This window comes from Listeria immobilis (assembly GCF_014322765.1).
In the GTDB taxonomy this organism is placed as follows: Bacteria; Bacillota; Bacilli; order Lactobacillales; family Listeriaceae; genus Listeria; species Listeria immobilis.
Genome location: NZ_JAASTZ010000004.1, coordinates 79721 through 101702, shown reverse-complemented (window position 1 = coordinate 101702; position 21982 = coordinate 79721). Strand labels below are relative to the sequence as shown.

Annotated in this window: 21 protein-coding genes, 1 pseudogene and 1 other annotated feature; of the genes and pseudogenes, 19 read left to right on the top strand and 3 right to left on the bottom strand. The window is 35.5% G+C overall.

Annotation, left to right across the window (positions count from 1 at the left end; genetic code table 11):
- Nucleotides 1-7 precede the first annotated feature (7 nt).
- The 9 genes and pseudogenes from HCJ50_RS03885 (at nucleotide 8) to tyrS (ending at nucleotide 8181) form a co-directional block, all read left to right on the top strand.
- Complete coding sequence (locus tag HCJ50_RS03885) at nucleotides 8-202, top strand: hypothetical protein (protein ID WP_185347965.1); 195 nt, start codon at nucleotides 8-10, stop codon at nucleotides 200-202.
- Between the two features lie 15 nt (nucleotides 203-217).
- Nucleotides 218-628: a hypothetical protein gene (locus HCJ50_RS03880; protein WP_185347967.1), complete on the top strand. Its 411-nt coding sequence runs from the start codon at nucleotides 218-220 to the stop codon at nucleotides 626-628.
- Nucleotides 629-921: 293 nt separating this feature from the next.
- The gene (locus HCJ50_RS15980; protein ID WP_185347969.1) at nucleotides 922-2040 is read left to right on the top strand and encodes a DUF6883 domain-containing protein; all 1119 of its coding nucleotides are present in this window, start codon (nucleotides 922-924) and stop codon (nucleotides 2038-2040) included.
- A gap of 10 nt (nucleotides 2041-2050) precedes the next feature.
- On the top strand, nucleotides 2051-2236 hold the full coding sequence (locus tag HCJ50_RS03870) for a DUF4926 domain-containing protein (RefSeq protein ID WP_185347971.1): 186 nt from the start codon (nucleotides 2051-2053) through the stop codon (nucleotides 2234-2236).
- A 607-nt stretch (nucleotides 2237-2843) separates the two neighbouring features.
- Nucleotides 2844-3233, top strand: a complete 390-nt coding sequence (locus tag HCJ50_RS03865; protein WP_185349623.1) for a hypothetical protein — start codon at nucleotides 2844-2846, stop codon at nucleotides 3231-3233.
- 683 nt (nucleotides 3234-3916) lie between these two features.
- A pseudogene (locus tag HCJ50_RS15710) lies at nucleotides 3917-4042 on the top strand (helix-turn-helix domain-containing protein); the annotation flags it as partial.
- Between the two features lie 228 nt (nucleotides 4043-4270).
- Complete coding sequence (locus HCJ50_RS03860) at nucleotides 4271-5356, top strand: bifunctional 3-deoxy-7-phosphoheptulonate synthase/chorismate mutase (RefSeq protein ID WP_185347317.1); 1086 nt, start codon at nucleotides 4271-4273, stop codon at nucleotides 5354-5356.
- A gap of 235 nt (nucleotides 5357-5591) precedes the next feature.
- Nucleotides 5592-6596 carry a catabolite control protein A gene (gene ccpA / locus HCJ50_RS03855; protein WP_185347319.1) on the top strand — a complete coding sequence of 335 codons (1005 nt, stop codon included), beginning with the start codon at nucleotides 5592-5594 and terminating at the stop codon, nucleotides 6594-6596.
- Nucleotides 6597-6652: 56 nt separating this feature from the next.
- Nucleotides 6653-6862: a binding site (T-box leader), on the top strand.
- Between the two features lie 59 nt (nucleotides 6863-6921).
- Nucleotides 6922-8181, top strand: a complete 1260-nt coding sequence (gene tyrS, locus HCJ50_RS03850) for a tyrosine--tRNA ligase (protein ID WP_185347321.1) — start codon at nucleotides 6922-6924, stop codon at nucleotides 8179-8181.
- 96 nt (nucleotides 8182-8277) lie between these two features.
- Here the strand turns inward: tyrS and rpsD are convergent, their stop codons facing one another.
- Entirely contained in the window at nucleotides 8278-8880 is a 603-nt protein-coding gene (rpsD, locus tag HCJ50_RS03845; RefSeq protein WP_003719890.1) for a 30S ribosomal protein S4, read from the bottom strand.
- A gap of 210 nt (nucleotides 8881-9090) precedes the next feature.
- A complete protein-coding gene (locus tag HCJ50_RS03840; protein ID WP_185347323.1) occupies nucleotides 9091-9591 on the bottom strand; it encodes a GAF domain-containing protein in 501 nt (166 codons plus the stop codon).
- Between the two features lie 292 nt (nucleotides 9592-9883).
- On the opposite strand from HCJ50_RS03840, the gene ezrA reads away from it, so the two are divergent.
- From ezrA to argF, 8 genes are all read left to right on the top strand, one after another.
- Nucleotides 9884-11599, top strand: a complete 1716-nt coding sequence (gene ezrA / locus HCJ50_RS03835) for a septation ring formation regulator EzrA (RefSeq protein WP_185347325.1) — start codon at nucleotides 9884-9886, stop codon at nucleotides 11597-11599.
- Between the two features lie 123 nt (nucleotides 11600-11722).
- A complete protein-coding gene (locus tag HCJ50_RS03830; protein ID WP_185380640.1) occupies nucleotides 11723-12862 on the top strand; it encodes a cysteine desulfurase family protein in 1140 nt (379 codons plus the stop codon).
- A 1-nt stretch (nucleotide 12863) separates the two neighbouring features.
- Nucleotides 12864-14075 (top strand): tRNA uracil 4-sulfurtransferase ThiI, encoded by a 1212-nt coding sequence (gene thiI, locus HCJ50_RS03825; RefSeq protein ID WP_185347329.1) that lies wholly within the window; start codon nucleotides 12864-12866, stop codon nucleotides 14073-14075.
- Between the two features lie 174 nt (nucleotides 14076-14249).
- Nucleotides 14250-15281 (top strand): N-acetyl-gamma-glutamyl-phosphate reductase, encoded by a 1032-nt coding sequence (argC, locus tag HCJ50_RS03820; protein WP_185347331.1) that lies wholly within the window; start codon nucleotides 14250-14252, stop codon nucleotides 15279-15281.
- A gap of 15 nt (nucleotides 15282-15296) precedes the next feature.
- Nucleotides 15297-16493 carry a bifunctional glutamate N-acetyltransferase/amino-acid acetyltransferase ArgJ gene (gene argJ / locus HCJ50_RS03815; RefSeq protein ID WP_185347487.1) on the top strand — a complete coding sequence of 399 codons (1197 nt, stop codon included), beginning with the start codon at nucleotides 15297-15299 and terminating at the stop codon, nucleotides 16491-16493.
- Nucleotides 16494-16506: 13 nt separating this feature from the next.
- Nucleotides 16507-17256 (top strand): acetylglutamate kinase, encoded by a 750-nt coding sequence (gene argB / locus HCJ50_RS03810; protein WP_185347333.1) that lies wholly within the window; start codon nucleotides 16507-16509, stop codon nucleotides 17254-17256.
- Nucleotides 17256-18416, top strand: coding sequence for an acetylornithine transaminase (locus tag HCJ50_RS03805; RefSeq protein WP_185347335.1), 1161 nt, complete (start codon nucleotides 17256-17258; stop codon nucleotides 18414-18416). Before argB ends, HCJ50_RS03805 begins: the two co-directional genes overlap by 1 nt.
- Nucleotides 18413-19366 (top strand): ornithine carbamoyltransferase, encoded by a 954-nt coding sequence (gene argF, locus HCJ50_RS03800; RefSeq protein ID WP_185347337.1) that lies wholly within the window; start codon nucleotides 18413-18415, stop codon nucleotides 19364-19366. Before HCJ50_RS03805 ends, argF begins: the two co-directional genes overlap by 4 nt.
- Nucleotides 19367-19399: 33 nt before the next feature.
- Here argF and HCJ50_RS03795 read toward each other — a convergent pair whose 3' ends face one another.
- Nucleotides 19400-20203 carry an NAD kinase gene (locus HCJ50_RS03795; protein WP_008947953.1) on the bottom strand — a complete coding sequence of 268 codons (804 nt, stop codon included), beginning with the start codon at nucleotides 20201-20203 and terminating at the stop codon, nucleotides 19400-19402.
- A 180-nt stretch (nucleotides 20204-20383) separates the two neighbouring features.
- On the opposite strand from HCJ50_RS03795, the gene sppA reads away from it, so the two are divergent.
- Entirely contained in the window at nucleotides 20384-21397 is a 1014-nt protein-coding gene (sppA, locus tag HCJ50_RS03790; RefSeq protein ID WP_185347339.1) for a signal peptide peptidase SppA, read from the top strand.
- A gap of 19 nt (nucleotides 21398-21416) precedes the next feature.
- On the top strand, nucleotides 21417-21953 hold the full coding sequence (locus HCJ50_RS03785) for an RDD family protein (protein ID WP_185347340.1): 537 nt from the start codon (nucleotides 21417-21419) through the stop codon (nucleotides 21951-21953).
- The last annotated feature ends 29 nt before the right edge of the window (nucleotides 21954-21982 follow it).

Genomic DNA, 21982 nt, shown 5'->3' with positions numbered 1-21982 from the left:
AATGGCAATGCATCAAATACAGTCTAACCCACTGAAGGGAGCTAAAGAATTACCTATTAAAATGACTGACAAAAGATGGACTAGTGAAGACGATTGGGTAAAAATGCAAAATGTTGTTATTTTGGAAGATGGAACAAAAGTTAATGTGCATTTTGTTTATAATAAGATTACTGGACAATTTGATGATTTTAAATTTAAATAAAGGAGAAACTAATAAATGAGTAATTTAATGATAGCAAAGAATTGGGAAGATAATGACTTAGTAGAAATAAATGTAAGTGCAGAAGCAGAGTTTGTGAAAATTCATCAATTATGTTACGTGCAAGATATAGATTTGAAACAAATTGGAGAAAAGATTGTCGCTTATTCTTTTGATTCAAAAGAGGAGTGTTATGTAGAATTTGGGAAAAAAGCAGGAGATTTTACACCAGCATTTTCTTTGGATTTTCTAAAAGCTGATAATTCTGGACGTGTAGAAATTGAACTTGATATGGAAATTGACGATAATCCTGATAGAAAACACAGATGTAAATTTTATATTTATAGTGAGTTAGGACTAATTGAGCAATTTGGGAGAAATATTTTTTTATTATCTGAAAATAAAAAAGAAGAAATGGCATTAAATTAAAAAAGGCACTTTACCAAGAAATCGATAATTAATTTTTGGAGTGAATGAAAGAACAAGTTGTTAAATCGGCTTGTTCTTTTATTTAAAGTTAAATAAATTTTTAGATTTTTGATTAGCTAAATGCAACCTATCATATCATAAAATTATAGGATTCTTGATATGTACACTTGCAGTTACAGTAACAATGGTACCAAAGTGAAGTAGACAGTGGAGATCTCAAACAGTCCGAACTAGAAGAACAAATACGCCGAGTCAATGAACTCATCCACCAAGCAAATGACCTAGAGAACCAAGTGAGACAGTCCCCGTTATCCGAAACGGATCAGCAAATCCAGCTGCAATTTAATCATGCCTTACTAGAAGCGTATCAAACAAGCAAACAAGAACTAGAAGAAAAACTTCAAAAATTAATCGCCTTTCACGCAAGTTCGCCCCGTATTTTTTCCGAAATCGCGCATTTGAAACAGGCGATTGATCAAGGCTTGGCTCAAACAAAGACCGCATGGAATCCAACATCGGGTACCTTTGTAGTGCCAAGCCAAGAGAAACTAGCATGGGCCAATACCATTCGAACTTTTCAACAGAAAAAAGAGGCACAAGAAGAACCAGATACAACGGGCCGAACCTATACACGAATAGACGTAGAAAACGGGACATACATATGGGCATGGTCCAAAGATGGTCGTACACTGACCCAAGACGATATTCAATTCACCGTAAAACATGATAAATGGGCAGGAAAAGATGGTGGATTAGGGAAAATGCTAGCCCAAGCAGAAGCAATGAAAGCCGAAGCGAAAAACTTTGACCCAGTGAAAGCAATGAAAGAAATAGCCGACCTCTTTACACCGATAGGAGACGGTGCTAGAGTGATGACAGGCGAAGACCCAATAACCGGAGACAAGCTATCATGGGGCGAACGAGGACTGTCCTTGTTACTTATCATCCCACTTGCGAAAGTAGGCAAATATGGGAGCAAAGGGTTTAAATTTGTTTACGAAGGCATAGAAGACGCAAATAAGATTCATAAAAAAGCAGACAAGGTGAAAGAGGCTGAAAAGAGTACGAAGAAAGCCAGTGGGGCTAAAAATGCTCAGCTGACACAAGAAAGCATTAATTCCAAATTAGATGGCTATCTTTTAAACAAAGAACATCCTGTCGGAGGATCAAAAGCCAATTGGTTTGAAAAAGCACTTGGTTTTAATAAAAGTAACAGTCAGCAATTAAGTAGCCAAATTATCTTTGATAAATCAAAAGCTGTTCAAACGGCAGTAACAGAATATGGAACAAAATATAGTCAGATTATTCCAATCAAAGGTGTTAATGGAAAGGTTATTAATGTGGAGTTTGTGTGGATAAAAAATAATGATGGAATTGTGAGATTAGTTACATCAATTCCGACTAAAAAGTAGGTGGATATTCATGTTTAAAGAATATGATGTTGTATTTAGCTCTGTAGAATTAAATGAAAAAGTTCCTACAGGAACTAAAGGTGTAATTTTGATGATGTTAGATTCAGAAAATGAAATCTATGAAGTTGAGTTTGTAAACAAGAATAATGAAACAATAGAAGTTACAGAAGTTAAAGGAACACAATTAAAAAAATAAAAAAGGCACTTTACTATCTGATTGTAGTGCGTCCCAAAAGTTAGACAAAAAAATCTAACTTTGGGGCGTATTTTGATTGTCTAAATGCAGCCTATCGCATCATAAAATTATAGGGTTCTTGACAAGTACACTAGTAAGTATTTGAAGCACATTAATAAATAATTATAAGTTAAAAATCATCAAAAATTAACTTATAGATTTTAGCCCTCGCTTTTTTGCGGGGGTATTTTTTAGTATAAAAAGGATACTTTTGTGATACTGTGTAAGTTACCAAATAAGTTAATATAAATATTATGGTATTGCTATCTAAAACCTTTGCCAAGTTAATAGCTAAAATGTTGCTCGTTTCATTGACAACAGATCATGCATACTTTATTCTTTCTTAAGAGGCACACCTTATTTTTAAAATTTGATAATTTGGCTTAATTGCGCTACAAAAAAGAATCCCGACAAAACGAAATATTTAAGGAAGAAATCTAGCATAAAAACATTTATAAAAAATTATACTAAGTAATGTATTTTTATTACATCTAGATAATAAATATTATCACGATTTTACTTAGATTATTAAGGTAGTTGGAAACTTATATCAGTGGAGGATAATTAAATGAATATTTTTAAGATTGGTGATACCGATTTTGGGGTTGGTGAAGTAGTTTTTAATATCGACAAAGAGAATCATATCTTTGATTTGGAAATTAAAGGCAATAAAGAGTTCTACAAGCAAATAAAGAGTGATGAAAGCAGTGAATGGAACTGGACTCTTTATGCTCCCGAGGTATATTTTAGAAACATATCTTGCCAGCATTTTGATACAATTGAAATCACCATAGATGATGCTCTTTTAGATGAATATGATATTGCTTTATATTTAATGGAGTATAATGATTTTTTTGGGACTTTAATTATTTCTGATAACTGTACCGAAATAAAAGGTGAAACTGAAATATTAGGGGAAATTTATGATCTTGAAATTTTAGTAGAACGGACAATTTAAGCATTATTCGAGTTAGTGAGGGGGAATTATATTGATGATACAGGTAATTTCCCTTCTAATGCCACCAAACAAGAAGTACGAGATTTAACCCATTTTTATTTTAATTAGTTAAGGAGGTTTTATTATTGTAAGTTAAAGAAATATTATTAAAGATAAAAAATGATTTTTATAACTATGATCTTACAGATAGTATAATAGAAAGTATTCAATTTACCGAAAATCTAATGGATCTTAAAATAATTGTTGATTACTATTTTACCGAAAAAGAAGAAGAACATATCGCTTTATTGTTCAAAAAATGTACAGCAGTAAATTATTCGCTAAAAAGAGATGTCTATGAATTAAATCACTTTAAGTTAAACTATAGTCAATTTACAATTACTAAAGTGAAAGTAGAACAAATAAAAAATCAAATTGTAATTAAAATATTTACAGTAAATGATGAAAATGAGTTTCTACAAATAATATGTCAAGACGTAAATTTTAGTTGATGTTGATATTAAAGCAATAGTTTTATAGCTATAATAAAAAATGTAATTCCAAATGTAACAATAGCCGACCTATTTTTAGGAGAACAAACTGTTTGAATTCGGTTTGTTCTTTTGTTTAAAGCTAAAAATATTTTTAGCTTTTTGATGGGCTAAATACAACCCATCGTATCATAAAATTATAGGGTTCTTAACAAGTACACTAGCGGTTACAGTAACATAGAAAAAGGAACAGTAAGACTTTCACACCAAAATGCCGTTATTTTAAGCAAAATTTTAATGGGTGATTTAAAATGTTTTTACGAAAATCGGATTGATTGAAATGCTTCGTTTTTTTCAAAATCAAGTTAGTGTTAATCCATAAAGTTATGCTAATTATCCGATTTTATGGTATTGAATTTTATTTGATAATATGTTACCATTAATTCATATTAATCGCTTTAACACTTAAAAGCGATTAAGTATAAAAGTAGATTCGTGACAAATCATCTGTTTTCCTCTATAATGAGAAATAATCTTGGAGCAGATTTTTAGAAGGGTGGAAGTTACATGGTTAACGCAAATTTAGAGGAATTAAGAACACAGGTAGATCAATTAAATATTGATTTGCTAGAATTAATTAGTAAACGTGCGAATTTAGTACAAGAAATTGGGAAAATTAAAGGGACTCAAGGTTCTCTTCGTTTTGATCCATTGCGTGAAAGAGAAATGCTTAATACAATTCTCGCAGCCAATAATGGTCCTTTTGAAGATAGTACGATTCAGCAATTATTTAAAGAAATTTTTAAAGCAGGATTAGAACTTCAAGAAGATGATCACTCTAAAGCATTACTTGTATCTCGAAAAAACAAAAAAGAAGACACGATTGTTACAGTAAAAGGTTTGCCAATTGGAAATGGTGAACCGGTATTTGTTTTTGGTCCTTGTTCTGTAGAGTCTTACGAACAAGTAGCAGCAGTTGCAGAGTCAATTAAAGCTAAGGGATTAAAACTCATCCGTGGTGGAGCATTTAAACCACGTACTAGCCCATATGACTTCCAAGGATTGGGACTAGAAGGTTTAAAAATCCTAAAACGTGTTTCTGATAAATATGGTTTGGCAGTTATTAGTGAAATCGTTACACCAGCTGATATAGAAGTAGCACTTGACTATGTGGATGTTATTCAAATTGGTGCTAGAAACATGCAAAACTTTGAATTATTAAAAGCAGCAGGTCGAGTAGATAAACCAATTTTACTAAAACGTGGCTTATCGGCAACAATTGAAGAATTTATTGGTGCCGCTGAATATATTATGTCACAAGGGAATGGCAAAATTATTCTTTGTGAACGTGGTATACGCACATACGAAAAAGCGACAAGAAATACACTAGACATTTCCGCAGTACCTATATTGAAAAAAGAAACTCATTTACCGGTAATGGTGGATGTAACACACTCTACAGGTAGAAAAGACTTGTTATTGCCTTGTGCAAAAGCTGCTCTTGCTATTGAAGCGGATGGGGTTATGGCAGAAGTTCATCCTGACCCAGCGGTAGCATTATCTGATTCCGCTCAACAAATGGATATACCTGAATTTGAAGTTTTTTGGAAAGAAATTTTAGCTAGTAATTTAGTTCCTCATAAAATCAAATAATTTCTAAAAACCTTGGTACGCCAAGGTTTTTTATTTTGCCAATAAACAGTAATGCTTAATCGGCATTTATATGTAAATTATAATGCTGTTTTGATATGAAAATAAATGAAAATAAAGAGTGAAAACAATTGCATATCGAAAAAAGTTATCGTATTATTAAAGGAAGGCTAGTATGATTCCGTTTTCAAATGGTATAGAGAGCCATTAAAATAATTGATATGGAGAGTGAATAGGGATGAATGTAACAATTTATGATGTTGCGCGGGAAGCAAATGTATCCATGGCAACAGTGTCTCGGGTAGTCAACGGCAATCCGAATGTTAAACCAGTAACAAGAAAAAAAGTATTGGATGTGATTAATCAATTAGGTTATCGTCCAAATGCTGTAGCTAGAGGACTTGCTAGCAAACGTACGACGACTGTTGGTGTAATTATTCCAGATATTTCTAACGTATTCTACGCAGAACTTGCTCGTGGAATTGAAGATATTGCAACGATGTACAAATATAATATTATTCTTAGCAATTCAGACGAAAATGAGGATAAAGAACTTCAAGTACTAAATACACTTCTTGGCAAACAAGTGGACGGAATTATTTATATGGGCGAACGTATTTCAGAACAATTGCAAGAAGAATTTGATCGTTCACCAGCGCCAGTTGTTTTAGCCGGAGCAGTGGATATGGAAAATAAATTAGCTTCTGTTAATATTGACTACAAACAAGCAACCAAAGAAGCGGTAAAACGTTTTGTAAATAATGGTCATAAACAAATCGCCTTTGTAAGTGGTCCTTTAAATGAGCCAGTAAATAGTGAAATGAAACTTGCGGGTTATAAAGAAGCGCTTAAAGAAGCTGGTATTAAGTACCAAGAAGATTATATTATTGAAGCGAAATATAACTACAATGCTGGAGTTAAAGCTTGGGCAGAGTTAAGTACGCTTGCAAAAAAACCAAATGCTGTAGTTGTAGCGGATGATGAATTAGCTATTGGTATTTTAAATGCTGCGCTTGATGCTGGTGTTAAGGTTCCAGAAGAATTAGAGGTAATGACTAGTAATAATACGAAGCTAACATTAATGTCTCGTCCGCAACTTTCGACAATTGTACAACCGTTGTATGATATTGGTGCAGTAGCGATGCGTTTACTAACAAAATTAATGACAAACGAAGAAGTAGACGAAAAAACGGTTATCTTGCCACATAGCGAAAAACTTCGCGGTACAACAAAAGAAAAATAAAAAGTTGACATCATTTTTACCAATATGTTATAAATGTATGTATACTTTCTATAATGAAAATGACAATGAACGGACGAAGTAGTTACTTATTCTTATTTTTAGAGAGCTAGTGGGTGGTGAAAACTAGTAGAGGTAAGTAGTCGAATTACATCCCGGAGTCACGTTGCGCAGGATAATGGCGCGACCGGTGTTAAGCCGTTATTTTACTTGAGTAGGAATTTTTCCTAAAAGTAGGGTGGTACCACGTTAATTACAACGTCCCTTCGCTAGTTTAGCTGGTGAAGGGACGTTTTTTATTTTCAAAAAATAAAGGAGACTGATGAAAATGAATATTATCGATGAATTAGAGTGGCGCGGAGCCATTTATCAACAAACGGACGAAGAAGGGCTACGTAAATGGGTTGAGGAAAAACAAATTTCGCTTTATTGTGGGATTGATCCTTCTGGAGATTCAATGCATATTGGGCATTTAATTCCATTTATGATATTACGTCGTTTTCAAAACGCTGGGCATCGTCCGATTATTTTAGTCGGCGGAGCAACAGGGACAATTGGTGATCCAAGTGGTAAAAAAGAAGAGCGTCAGTTGCAATCAATGGAACAAATTAGTAAAAACGTCGAAAGTTTGCGTGTTCAACTTGGAAAGATTTTTGATTTCAAAGGTGATTCTGCGGCAAGCATGGTAAACAACTATGACTGGACGAAAGATCTCAGCATTCTTGATTTCTTGCGTGATTATGGAAAAGAATTTAATGTGAATACGATGCTTTCGAAAGATATTGTTGCAAGTCGTTTAGAAGTAGGAATTTCCTTCACAGAGTTTGCTTACCAAATCTTGCAAGCAATGGACTTTAATCATTTATATGAATTTAATGATTGTCGTTTGCAAATTGGTGGCAGTGATCAGTGGGGAAACATTACAGCCGGACTTGATTTAATTCGTAAAAAACAAGGAGAAAATGCCAAAGCTTTTGGTTTAACTATTCCTTTATTAACAAAAGCCGATGGAACTAAATTTGGTAAATCAGAAGGTGGCGCAATTTGGTTAAATCCAGAAAAAACAACGCCATATGAGTTTTATCAATTTTGGATTAATACCGATGACCGTGATGTCGTGAAATATTTGAAATACTTCACTTTTTTGACGGAAGCCGAAATTGCTGATTTAGCAAAACAAGTGGAAGAAGAACCGCATTTACGAGCAGCACAAAAAACGTTAGCTGCTGAAATGACTAAATTCGTGCATAGTGAGGAAGCTCTTACTCAAGCACTCAAAATATCTAAAGCATTATTTAGTGGAGATGTAAAAGCGCTCACTGCAACAGAAATCGAACAAGGTTTCAAAGATGTGCCTACTTTTGAAGCAGAGGAAGCGGAAATGAATTTAGTAGATTGGTTAGTTTCTCTTGGAATTGAATCATCAAAACGCCAAGCTCGTGAAGATGTAATAAATGGGGCAATATACATTAACGGCGAGCGAGTGCAAGATTTAGAAAAAGTTATTGGTGAAAGTGATCGCATCGAAAATAAATTTACGATTGTAAGACGTGGGAAGAAGAAGTATTTCTTAGTTTCTTATAAATAATGAAAAAGCACTCGTTTTAGCAAACGAGTGCTTTTTTACATCAAAAAACCTTGCAACCACAACAAAAGTCATGATTTGCAAGGCGATTAGTTCTAATTAACGGCTGTAGAATTCTACGATAAATGCTTCGTTGATTTCAGCAGCAAGTTCAGAACGTTCTGGAATACGGTTAAGTGAACCAGTTAGAGTTTCTGCATCGAAAGTTACGTAATCAGGCACGAAGCTTGAAACGTCAAGGCTTTCAGCAATTGCAGAGTTTTTAGCAGATTTTTCACGAACAGAAATCACTTGACCAACAGAAACTTGGTAAGAAGGGATATCTACGCGTTTGCCATCTACAGTGATGTGGCCATGGTTTACGAGTTGGCGAGCTGCACGACGAGTACGAGCAAGACCAAGACGGTAAACGATGTTATCAAGGCGTTGTTCTAGTAAGATCATGAAGTTCTCACCATGTTTACCTTGTAATTTACCAGCTTTGTTGAACGTGTTTTTGAATTGACGTTCAGTTAATCCATACATATGACGCAATTTTTGCTTTTCAGCTTGTTGCAAACCATATTCTGAGATTTTTTTACGTTGAGTTGGGCCGTGTTGACCTGGAGCATACGGACGACGCTCTAATTCTTTACCTGTTCCAGAAAGTGAAATTCCTAAACGACGGGAAACTTTCCAGCTTGGACCTGTATAACGAGCCATAAGAGACTCCTCCTTTTATTTGTTTTTGGTATAAAACAAACGTGACGTAAAACCAAATCAGGGCAGTTTACCTTCATATACCATCACCATAGCAGCCGCCGGTTACGCGATATACCACAGAATTAATCTGGGGGTAAACAACACACTCATTCATTTCACTCAAGCTGCATTTTACACATCTTCCAGTATAGTATAATTAGTAGTCTGTTGTCAATTGATTTCGTTAGGTAATTCGTGAACGATGGCATCACGAATTTTCTCAAGCCAAAATTGATCCACTTCATCAAAACGAGCAGTAGAAGGGCTATCAATATCCAGCACACCAAGAAGCTGTCCATTTTTTACAAGTGGTAGAACGATTTCTGAATTTGAAGCAGCGTCACATGCAATATGTCCGGGGAATTGATGGACATCTTCTACAATATATGTTTTTTGAGCGGATGCAGCAGAACCACATACACCTTTACCAAGAGGAATGCGGATACAGGCTGGCAAACCTTGGAATGGACCGAGAACTAATTGGTTCGTTTCTTTTTCGAGTAAATAAAAGCCAACCCAATTAATATTTGTTAGCGCTTGATTTAATATAGAAGAAACATTACTTAAATTCGCGATAAGGTTTGTTTCACCAGCGATCATTGCTTGTACTTGTTTTAAAGCGAGTGCGTAATTCTCTTCTTTTGAACCAGTCATTTTTGATATTTCAATCATTAAGTATCCCCACTTTTCTTTTCAAATAATGAATATAGTATAGCATGAACAGTAGGGGATTTCGGGAATTTTGTTTTAGTCAAAAATAAAAAAAGGGTGCTTTGAAATTTTTTTCGCTAAACGCAAGTAATTCTTGGCAAATCGTGTTAAAATAAAAGATGTGTATAATTAGCTAAAAAGGAAGAATAAAATAGACTACATATGGAAAGATGTACATAATGGAAAAAATGTATGAGCAGCACAAGTTTGGCTGTTCTTCTTTCACAAGTTGACGTTGATGGGAGGATTTTGGATGTACTACATGTTAATTGGTTTTATTATCGTAGTAATTGCGGTCATTGGTGCAGGCTACATATTAAAAAGAAAACATTACCAAAGAATAAATGAGTTAGAAGAAATGAAAATTAAGCTTAGAGAGAGACCTGTGATTGATGAACTGACCAAAGTCAAAAAGTTAAAACTTACTGGTCAAACAGAAGCGCTTTTTGAATCATGGAGAACATCTTGGGATGAAATTGAAACAAGATTATTTCCTGATTTAGAAGAAGTGTTACTCGAAGCTGAGATGAATACAGATCGTTATAAATTTCGTTCTGCTACATACGTTGAAAATGATATCGAACAAATGCTTGTTGTCATTGAAAAACAAATGGATCAAATTCTTGGTGGTTTAAAAGAATTACTTATTAGTGAAGAAAAAAATGCAAAAGAAAGCCGTATGACCAAAGAAAAATTTGCAGAGCTTCGCCGTGAAGTTTTAACAAGAGGATTTAAACTAGGTGATACATTAAGTTATGTTGAAACAAAACTAGATACACTTGCAGAGAGTCTAAATCAATATGACTTATTAACAGACCAAGGCGATCACTTAGAAGCCCGAGAAATTGTTTTAGTTGTCCAAAAAGAAATGAAAGTTATCGAAGGCCAAATGGATCGTATTCCTTCATTATTACATGAGACAGATACTATTTTACCCGAAGAAATAAGTAAACTACGTATTGGTTACGAAGAAATGGTTCGTAAAGGCTATTATTTAGCTCAAATGGAACTAGATAAAGAAATTTCTCGGATGAAGACACAAATGGATAAAATGAAACAAAATGTAATCAATCTAGATTTGGATGCAGCAGAGCAAGGCATAGAAGAGTTGCACACAGAAATTGACTTATTCTATGATACATTGGAACATGAAGCAGAAGCACGTCATTTCGTTAAAGAAAATCACAGTCCAACTTCAGATAAATTGCAACGTCAAAATGTGGTATCTGATGCACTTGCTGAACAAATTACAGAAGTGAAGCAAACTTATCATGTTGGAGAAGAAGATTTAGCTATATACTTGAAAACGAGTGCTAAATTAAGTGAAGCAAAAGAGAACTTTGAACAACTCACAGCGCTAATAGCTAGTGGAGAAATTGCTTACTCAGCAGCGCAAGATACATTAAAAGAAATTGATGCAGCACTTATTACTATTAGCACAGAACAAGACAAATTTGCTGAAGAATTACGTTCGCTTCGTAAAGATGAATTAGAAGCACGTGATGATGCAGAGCGTATGCGTCGGGCTATTATCACACTAGACCGAAAGATGGAACGAGAACGCTTGCCTGGACTTCCGGAAGAGTATCTATCGTTACGCGTTCATATGGGAGAGTCCATTGATGCGCTAGAAAAACGTTTGGAAGAAAAGCCTTTGAATATGAAAGCTGTTAGTCAAGATTGGCAAGTTGCTGAAGAAGATTTAACGCATTTGACAGAAAAAGCGGAAGAAATGATGGAAAATGTTCGTTTAGTCGAGCATGTTATCCAGTACGCCAACCGATACCGATTACGTAATCAAGAGCTAGCGAATGAGTTAGTTCAAGCTGAAAATCACTTTTACAATGATTACCAATACAAAAAAGCGTTAGAAATTGCTGTAACAGCGCTTGAAAAAGTGGAAACAGGTGCATTTAAAAAAGTCGAAAAAGCGTATGAAGCTAAAGTTAGTGTAGATGATATTGAATAAAAACAAAAACAGGCATTTCTATTTTTTATAGGAATCCTGTTTTTTTATGAAAATAGTAGTTGGATTGTAATGGAATTATGATAAAATGATAAGTGGAATATTGGGGAGGAGAATCTAGTCTGTATGATTTATTTCGATAATAGCGCGACAACAAAGCCAAATAGTGCCGTGCTTGAAACATATACGAAAGTGGCAAGTACTTATTTTGCCAACCCTTCTTCCTTACATCGTTTTGGAGCTAAATCTAAAGAATTACTGGATACTTCAAGAAAGCAAATAGCAACGATGTTAGAAGTTTTACCAGAAGAACTTATTTTTACATCTGGTGGAACGGAAGGGAATAATTTAGCCATTAAAGGGCTTGCTTATAGCTATCAAAACCGCGGCAAACATATTATAACTTCAAGCATTGAACATCCGTCTGTACGACTCGTGATGGAGGAGCTAGAGCAAGAAGGGTTTAAGGTAACATATTTAAAAGTAGATAAGAATGGTGTCATCAATCTAACGGAATTAAAACAAGCACTTTCCGAGGACACTATTTTAGTATCCATTATGGGCGTAAATAATGAAGTAGGAAGTATTCAACCACTGCGGGAAATTGGTCAATTAACAGCAGAACGACCAGATACTTTTTTTCATGTCGATTTTGTCCAAGGAATTGGGAAAATCCCTGTAAAAATAAAAGAACATCATATTGATCTACTAACTATTTCAGGTCATAAATTTCATGCTTTACGTGGTTCAGGTGTGCTTTTTAAAAGGAAAAATGTGCATTTACATCCTGAAATTATTGGCGGTGGTCAGGAAATGGGTTACCGTAGTGGAACGGAAAATCTAGCTGGAACTGTGGCACTTGCCAAAGCTCTAAGACTTGCTTTAGAACAGCAACAAAAGCAAACAGATATAGTTACAATTCGCGATTTTCTATTAACGGAGATTGCTAAGATGCCCGATATGACCGTTCATACAAAAAAGGTGGTTGCTGCACCACATATCGTTTGTTTTTCAGCAAAAGGACATCGCGGTGAAATTCTCGTCCATGCACTTGAAAAAGAAGATATATACATCTCCACAACAAGTGCCTGTTCATCCAAACAAAAATTAGCAAGTAGCACATTAAAAGCAATGGGTGTGACGGACGAAGAAGCAACTGGTGCGGTTCGAGTAAGTTTATCTTATGAAAATCGTCTGTCAGAAGCAAAAATATTTATTCAAAAACTGCAAGAAATCATCGAAAATCTAAATAAAGTGGTGAAATAAATTGGAATTTGATCGAATGTTAATTAGATACGGAGAATTATCTACAAAAGGAAAAAACAGAAAACAGTTTGTCACAAAGCTAGCGCAAAATGTGAAGCGGGCTATGAAGGATTTACCGGAAGTTCGGATACACGGCGAACGCGACCGGATGTATATTATTTTAAATGGCGCGGATTATCAGCTTGCAGAAGAACGTTTAAAACCGATTTTTGGGATTCAATCTTTTAGTCCAGCTGTTCGAGTGGATTTGGATTTGGAAGAAGTGAAAAATGCAGCACTCGCTTTAGTTCAAGATGCGCATAAAGAGAATGGAACATTTAAAGTGGCGGCAAGAAGAAGTCATCGTGAATTCCCACTAGATTCTAATGAAATAAACCAAGAAATTGGCGCTCACGTACTTCAAAATATAGCAGATTTAACAGTTAATGTGAAAAATCCGGATGTGAAGCTAACTATTGATGTTCGAAAAGAAGGCGTATTTTTATCTTGCCGAACTATTCTTGGTGCGGCTGGTCTTCCAGTTGGTTCATCTGGACGAGCAATGTTAATGTTATCAGGTGGAATTGATAGTCCAGTAGCTGGTTATTTAGCACAAAAACGTGGCGTGGAAATCGAAGCAGTTCATTTTCATAGTCCCCCATACACTAGTGAGCAAGCAAAGCAAAAAGCAATTGATTTAGCAGCAAAACTTGCTAAATATAGCGGACAAGTGCAGATGCATATTGTACCATTTACAGAAATTCAAGAGGTCATTAAACAACAAATTCCGGAGAGCGTCATCATGACTGTTACTCGCCGGATGATGCTTAGAATTACAGATGAGATTCGCCGCAGAAGAAATGGCCTTGCAATTGTAAATGGAGAAAGTTTAGGACAAGTTGCCAGCCAAACACTAGAAAGCATGCTAGCTATTAATGCAGTTACAGCAACACCTATTATTCGTCCGGTAGTTTCAATGGACAAAAATGAAATCATACAAATTGCACAAAAAATCGATACGTATCATTTATCTGTACAACCATTTGAAGATTGCTGTACGATTTTTACACCACCATCCCCAAAAACAAAACCAAAACTTGATAAAATCGAGCATTATGAAAGCTTTACTGACTTTGATTCATTAATAAGTAAAGCACTTGAACAAATTGAAACCATTTCTGTGAATATTGCAGAAACGGAGCAAGTCAAAGATGAGTTTGCCGATTTATTTTAAAACAAAAACCGTTTGCCTTTTTATTAAGGTAAACGGTTTTTGTATACTATATACATTAATGATTTGTTTTTATGCATAAAACAGTTTTTAAATTTAATAAAAAACCATTTGACATTATAAATATACATCACTATAATGAAAAGTATCATTTAATAATTAACGGGAGGGGTTAGGATGAAAGTTTCGATTATTGGGGCAACAGGATATGGTGGTTTGGAGTTAATTCGGTTACTTCATCATCATCCACTGATTGACATTGCTTCGTTACATAGCTTTTCTACACACTCAAAAACACTGGCTGATGTTTATCCACATTTAAAAAATTTAGAGTCTAGCCCCTTAAATCAACTAAATCCAGCAGAAATTATAGATAAAAGTGAAACTGTTTTTTTAGCAACGCCATCTGGTATTTCTAAAGATATTGCCACGCCATATTTGGAAGCTGGTTTAAACGTCATTGATTTATCAGGGGATTTTCGCTTAAAAGACGGTAAAGTATATGAAAAATGGTACGGAAAAAGTGCAGCAGCAGAGCGTTATTTAGCTAATGCTGTATATGGTTTAGCTGAATTTCAAACAAACACGGCAGCAACATTTATCGCTAACCCGGGATGTTACGCAACAGCAACATTACTTGGTTTAGCCCCACTCGTGAAAAATCAGTTAATCGAGCCAACGTCTATTATTGTGGATGGCAAGTCAGGTCTTTCAGGAGCAGGGAAAGCCCCGTCTGCTAGTACACATTTTACAGAAACGAATGAAAATATGACACTTTACAAAATGAATGCTCATCAACATATTCCGGAAATTATGCAACAGTTAAATAGCTGGGATGAGAGTATTCCAGCCATTCAATTTTCCACCTCATTAATCCCCATCACAAGAGGAATTTTCATAACTATCTATGTAAAACCTAAAAATCCACTAACAAAAAAACAATTACATACACTTTATACAACGACTTATGAAAATTCGCCATTTGTCCGAATCCAGTCAGAGGATTGCTATCCAACTATAAAACAAGTAACAGCATCGAATTATTGTGATATTGGACTTGCCTATAATGAAAAAACTAATACAATCACGATCGTTTCGGTTATTGATAATTTAGTAAAAGGAGCGGCTGGTCAAGCAATTCAAAACCTAAATATTATCGCTAATTTTGCTGAAAATGATGGATTAAATTTTATCCCAGTTTATCCATAAAGGGGGAAGAAGATGATGAAACAAATAAAAGGCAATATAGCCTCACCAATTGGTTTTTACGCAGATGGAAAACATGCTGGATTAAAAAGGAAGAGAAATGATATAGGTTGGATTTATTCAGAAAAACCAGCAGAATCGGCAGCTGTCTATACAATGAATCAAATGCAAGCCGCGCCGATTTTTGTAACAAAAGATTCTTTTGCCAGTAGTGCTAAATTACAAGCAATTATTGTAAATAGTGGTAATGCAAATGCCTGTAATGGAAATCAAGGAATGCTTGATGCGCTCACAATGCGTGCTAAAACTGCTGAAAATTTACAGGTTCCAGCCGAGTTAGTGGCAGTGGCTTCTACAGGAATTATAGGAGAACTATTGCCGATGGATAAAATTATTGCTGGTATTGATATGCTTGAAAAACAGGCTGGAAATGCGGCTGATTTTGAAGAAGCTATTTTGACAACAGACACATTTCAAAAACAAATTACCTTTCAAACAGAACTAAGTGGAAAAACAGTGACAATGTCAGGTGTTGCAAAAGGTTCAGGAATGATTCATCCAAATATGGCGACGATGCTTGCTTTTATAACAACCGATGCAGCGATTCCAGCTCCATTATTGCAAAAATTATTAAAAGTAAAAGTAGACAAAACATTCAATCAAATAACAGTAGATGGCGATACTTCAACCAATGATATGGTCGTTGTAATGGCAAATGGTTGTGCAGAAAATCCATTACTCCAAGAAGGAACGGCTGACTTTGAAAAATTCGCAGCAATGTTTCAAGCGGTGACAGAACATTTAGCCAAAAGTATTGCTCGTGACGGTGAAGGAGCAACCAAACTGATTGAAGTACGAGTAAATGGAGCAACAAAAACAGAAGATGCACGAATGATCGCTAAAAAAATAGTATCCTCTAGTCTTGTTAAAACAGCTGCATTTGGTGGTGATGGTAATTGGGGAAGGATCATTTGTGCGATTGGCTATTCTGGTGGTCGATTTGCCCCAGATAATATTACGATTAAAATCGGTGGTATTGAAATTTTAAATCATAGCAACCAAACAATTTTTAATCAACAAGCATTAGATGATTATTTAGAAGAAGAACATATCGTTATCGAAGTGGACTTGCATATCGGTCTTGAATCAGGAACTGCATGGGGCTGCGATTTGAGTTATGACTATGTTAAAATCAATGCTTGTTACCGGACGTAAGGAGTGAAAAAAGATGGAAAATACGATTGTAATCAAATTGGGTGGGGTAGCAAGTGATAATTTGACAGAAGCTTTCTTTGAACAAATCGCTCATTGGCAAGCTGATGGAAAGAAAATAGTTATTGTTCATGGTGGCGGTCATTATGTATCGAAAATGATGCAAGCAATGGACATTCCTGTAGAGACAAAAAACGGATTGCGTATTACCAATCAAGCCACTTTAGACGTAACCAAAATGGTATTAATTGGTCAGGTCCAGCCAGCAATTACAACAGCTTTTCAAAAACGAGGGATGGCTGTAATTGGTTTAAATGCTGGAGATACTGGTTTGCTCGAAGCTGTCCAAGTAAGTGATTGCGAACTTGGCTTTGTTGGTGAAATAACCAAAGTGAAAATAACTTTAATAGAGCAGCTACTTGGGGAAAATATGATTACAGTTATTGCGCCACTTGGGGTAACTAAAGAATACAACTGGTTAAATGTAAATGCAGATTCGGTAGCTTGTGAGGTTGCAAGTTCGTTAAAGGCAGAGGCTCTTTATCTTTTAACAGATGTTCCAGGAGTAAGAAATGAATCTGAAATACTTACGGAGATAACTAGTTCAGACATGGAACAACTACAAACAACCGGTATTATAAAGGGTGGTATGATTCCAAAATTAGCAAGTGCTGCTTTTGCCGTAGAAAATGGGGTTAAACAAGTAATTATTACTGATTCTCTTTTATCAGTAGGCACTAAAATAACAAGTAAGGTGGCGATATAATGAAACATGTCTTTCCAACATATACTAGAATTCCAATTGATTTAGTCCAAGGAAAAGGGACCGTTGTAACAGCTGAAACGGGTCAAGAATATCTTGATTTCACAAGCGGAATAGCAGTCTGCAACTTGGGCCACTGCCCGGAAAATATCACTAATGCAATCCAAAACCAATTAAGCCGCATTTGGCATACATCCAATTTATATGAATCGGCTTTGCAAGATCATGTTGCCGAACTGATTGTTGGCGCGGAAGATAGATTAGTATTTTTTTGCAATAGCGGAACAGAAGCAAATGAAGCAGCGTTAAAATTAGCAAGAAAACACACTGGGAAAGAGAAAATTATCACCTTCGAAAAATCTTTTCATGGTCGAACATTTGGCTCGATGTCCGCTACAGCTCAAGCAAAAATTCACCAAGGATTCGGCGGTCTTGTGCCTGGTTTTACCTATGTTCCTTTTAATGATATAGCAGCTTTTCGAACAGCTATTGATGAAAATACAGCGGCAGTGATGCTGGAAATAATTCAAGGCGAAGGAGGCGTTATTCCTGCGAATGCAGCATGGTTGCTTGAGGTTCAACAACTATGTAGAAAAGCTGGTGCATTATTAATTATTGATGAAGTACAAACTGGACTTGGGCGAACCGGCTCCATTTATAGTTATCAACATATTGGTTTAGATCCAGATATTTTTACTTTAGCAAAGGGATTAGGTAATGGTTTGCCAATTGGAGCGATGGTTGGAAAATCAGAACTTAGTAGCGCTTTTGGACCTGGAAGTCATGGTTCAACTTTTGGGGGAAATAAAATTGCACTTGCCGCTGCAAAAGAAGTTTTAGAAACGATAAAGCAACCAGCTTTTTTAGAAGAAGTACAAGCAAAAGCGGATTATTTCAGAGATATATTAGAAACAAAGTGCGCTCATTTGCCAAACGTAACGAGCATTCGTGGAGAAGGTTTTCTTATTGGAATAGAAGTGGGTTGTCGCGCAGATTTGCTAGTAAGTGATTTAATGAAACAGGGCTTGCTCATACTAACAGCTGGTCCTAATGTTCTTCGTATTTTACCACCTTTAACAGTAAGTTACGCGGAAATGAATGAGGCAGCAGACATACTTAAAACAGTATTAGAAAATCAATTGATTGGGAGTGAAATGGGATGACAACAGATACAAAAACGAACTCTTTTGGGAAAGATATGTTGAGTTTGCTAGAATGGAACAAAGCTGAATTAATAGATTTGATGGAGCTTGCCGTTTCAATGAAAACGAATCCAGCTCAATACAGTCATATTTTAAGTGGAAAAATTTTAGGAATGATTTTTGATAAGCCATCCACTAGAACGAGGGTTTCATTTGAAGCAGGAATTTTACAGCTTGGAGGACAGGCAATTGTTATGAGCTCAAAAGAATTACAAATTGGTCGCGGGGAACCAATCAAAGATACAGCTCACGTAATGTCAGAATATATTGATGCTATTATGATTCGAACTTTTAGCCATCAGAAAGTAGAAGAACTCGCACTGCATGCAGAAATTCCGATTATCAATGGGTTAACAGATTTACATCATCCTTGCCAAGCGCTTGCAGATTTAATGACGATTTATGAATGGAAAGATCAATTTAATGGAGTGAAGTTAGCTTATATTGGAGATGGAAATAATGTTTGCCATTCCTTACTTTTAGCTGGTGCGATGGTTGGCTTAGATATTAGCCTCGCGATGCCAAAAGGATATGAAGTAGATGAAGCAATTCTGTTAACTGCACAAAAATTAGCAGCAGAAACAGGAAGTAAACTCTTTATTACTGAAGACCCAAAACTTGCAGTAATGGATGCTGATTTCATTTATACTGATGTTTGGACGAGTATGGGGCAAGAAGAGGAGAATGCGAAAAGATTTGCAGACTTTGGAGAAAAATATCAAGTGAATGCAGCGTTAACAAAATATGCGAAATCAGATTATCATTTTTTACATTGTTTACCAGCACATAGGGAAGAAGAAGTGACAACGGAAATTATCGACGGTGAGCATTCGGTTATTTATCAGCAAGCAGGGAATCGATTGCATGCACAAAAAGCATTACTTGCCGCCATTTTAGAAACAAAAAAATAACAGTCCGGCCGAGCTTGGCCAGACTGTTATTTTTTATAGGAAATTACGTTTTACTTTGTCCCAGAAAGAGTTTTTAGGCAATTTAATTATGTTAATGAAACGATCGCCAACTTCTAAATTTACTTCATGGACATGTTGGATACTAAGTGCTTCACTATCCATGCCAATCATCGGAAATTCATTGTTTCCTTCTTCTGAAGAGATTTCAATTCGCAGTTTGCGTTTTGGGCTAAGTATGAACGAAGACCCTAGCGTCCGGAATTTGTTATTATTAATAGAAGCAAGCTCACTCACTTGCATAGATGGAAGTAATGGATCCACAATCGAACCGTTTACTGATTTATTATAAGCTGTACTTCCTGTTGGTGTGGAAATAACCATACCATCACCGCGGAAAGTTTCAAAGTGTGAGTCATTAATATATAGGTCCATCGTAAGTGTTCGGATGATGGAAGAACGAATGTTAAATTCATTTAATACATAAAATGCTTTGGTATTATTAACCGTACCGTAAATTGTTGGGTAACGACGAACCAACCAGCGATCTTCAATGGCTGCTTTAATAATCTCATCTAATTGATTAATATGGAAATCACAGTATTGTCCTAATTGCTCAGTTAATGCAATTCCAGCATATAGACAGTCTTGACGGAAGCCAGTTTCTCTGACTGATTTAAGAAATGCACCGTCTCCACCAATACTAATAATTACATTTGCTTTTTGATAGTCATCAGTTAGTTCATAACCGTAGTCCGTTGTAATTTTCTTTAATTCTTTTGCTTTTGCATGTAGTTCTTCTGTTTTTCGATAGGAAAAATAAAAAATAGTTTTTGCCATGTTAGTTGTCCCTCCAGAATACAATTTTAAATCAACAAACTTATTATAACATGACTTAGAGGCAATTTCTTTCTTCATCCTGAAAAAAGTGAAATGGGACACAATTATGAAAGATATTTGTACAAAATTACCGATACTGGTATTATTACAGTATCTTAAAGGAAAAAAGGGGAGAAATTAATGAATGCTAAAAGATGGATTGCACTGGGAATCGTTTTGGCACTTTTAATCGTAAGTGCTTTAGCGAAAGTTACATCAACTCAACTAGCAAACGAAGAAGAGGAAGAAATGGCGGTAATGGATACTTTATTTGCAGGGACAAATGAATTAACTGAAACCGTTATAGAAGACGCAGGGCCAAGCAGAATAGCAGTCTTATCTGTAGATGGAACAATTCAAGATACAGGAGAGAGCAGCTCTTTATTTGGAGAAACAGGATATAATCATTCCTTCTTTATGGATCAATTAGAACAAGTTCGTGACGATGATTCGATTAGAGGTGTACTGCTTTATGTGAATTCACCAGGTGGAGGTGTAATGGAATCTGCACAAATTCGCGATAAAATTTTACAAATTAAAAAAGAACGTTCCATTCCAATTTATGTTTCAATGGGTAGTATGGCAGCATCAGGCGGGTACTATATCTCCGCACCAGCTGACAAAATTTTTGCTAGTAAAGAAACGCTTACTGGCTCTCTGGGTGTTATTATGCAAGGATATGACTATAGTGAATTAATGAAAAAACTAGGGATTTCCGACAATACAATTAAAAGTGGTACCCATAAAGATATTATGAGCCCGACAAGACCAATGACGGACGAAGAGAAAAAAATTATGCAGTCCATGATTGATGATTCGTATAATGAATTTGTCCATGTGGTTGCAAGTGGTCGTGGTATGAGCGAAGAACAAGTTCGTAAAATTGCGGATGGACGGATTTATGATGGTCGTCAAGCGAAAGAAAATGGTTTAATTGATGAATTTGGCTACCAAGAAGATGCCTTAGCCGCACTTAAAAAAGAGCAAAAATTATCGAATGCATCTGTTATTCAATATGATGCTCCAACCGGTTTTAATTCATTCTTCTCTGTTGCCACGCAAAAAATAACAGGCCAAAATGCGGATATTACGCAACTAATTAAACTAACTGGTACGCTACAAGCACCAAGGATGATGTATTTATATGGAGAATAACAGGGGAGGAGAAGTATCAATGACGGAAGAAAATATCCCTTTTCAAAATAAACGTCAAGTCTATCATTATCAGCCTAAAATACTTCCAGAAAACTCTATACCAAAGCAATATTTTGCCGGTTTTTGGATTCGATTTTTAGCTTACCTAGTAGATTTAGTTGCAATCCTGGCGATTACTGGCATTCTAGTTAATCCGATTTTCCGTGTCGCAGGTATCACCATGGATAAAAGCTTTTTTTCTATTTACTGGATTGGCATCACACTTTTATTTTTAGCATATTTTGTTCTATTAACTAAGTTTTTTGGACAGACACTTGGCAAGATGCTATTTGGTCTTCGAGTGATTAAACTCGATGGGGAAAAATTATCTTGGTTAACCGTTTTATTTCGTGAAGGAGCAATGCGATTTGTATTAAAAACTATTTGGCCGCTATATTTAGTTTGTGCCTTTACGCCAAATAAACAAGGGATTGCTGACTTTCTTGAGTCTACTTCAGTTGTACACAATGGCTACTTAGAATTAGATGATAAATGGTCAAATGGAGCAAAAAAATAGCTTATAATGATTATCTTCTTTAAAATGAA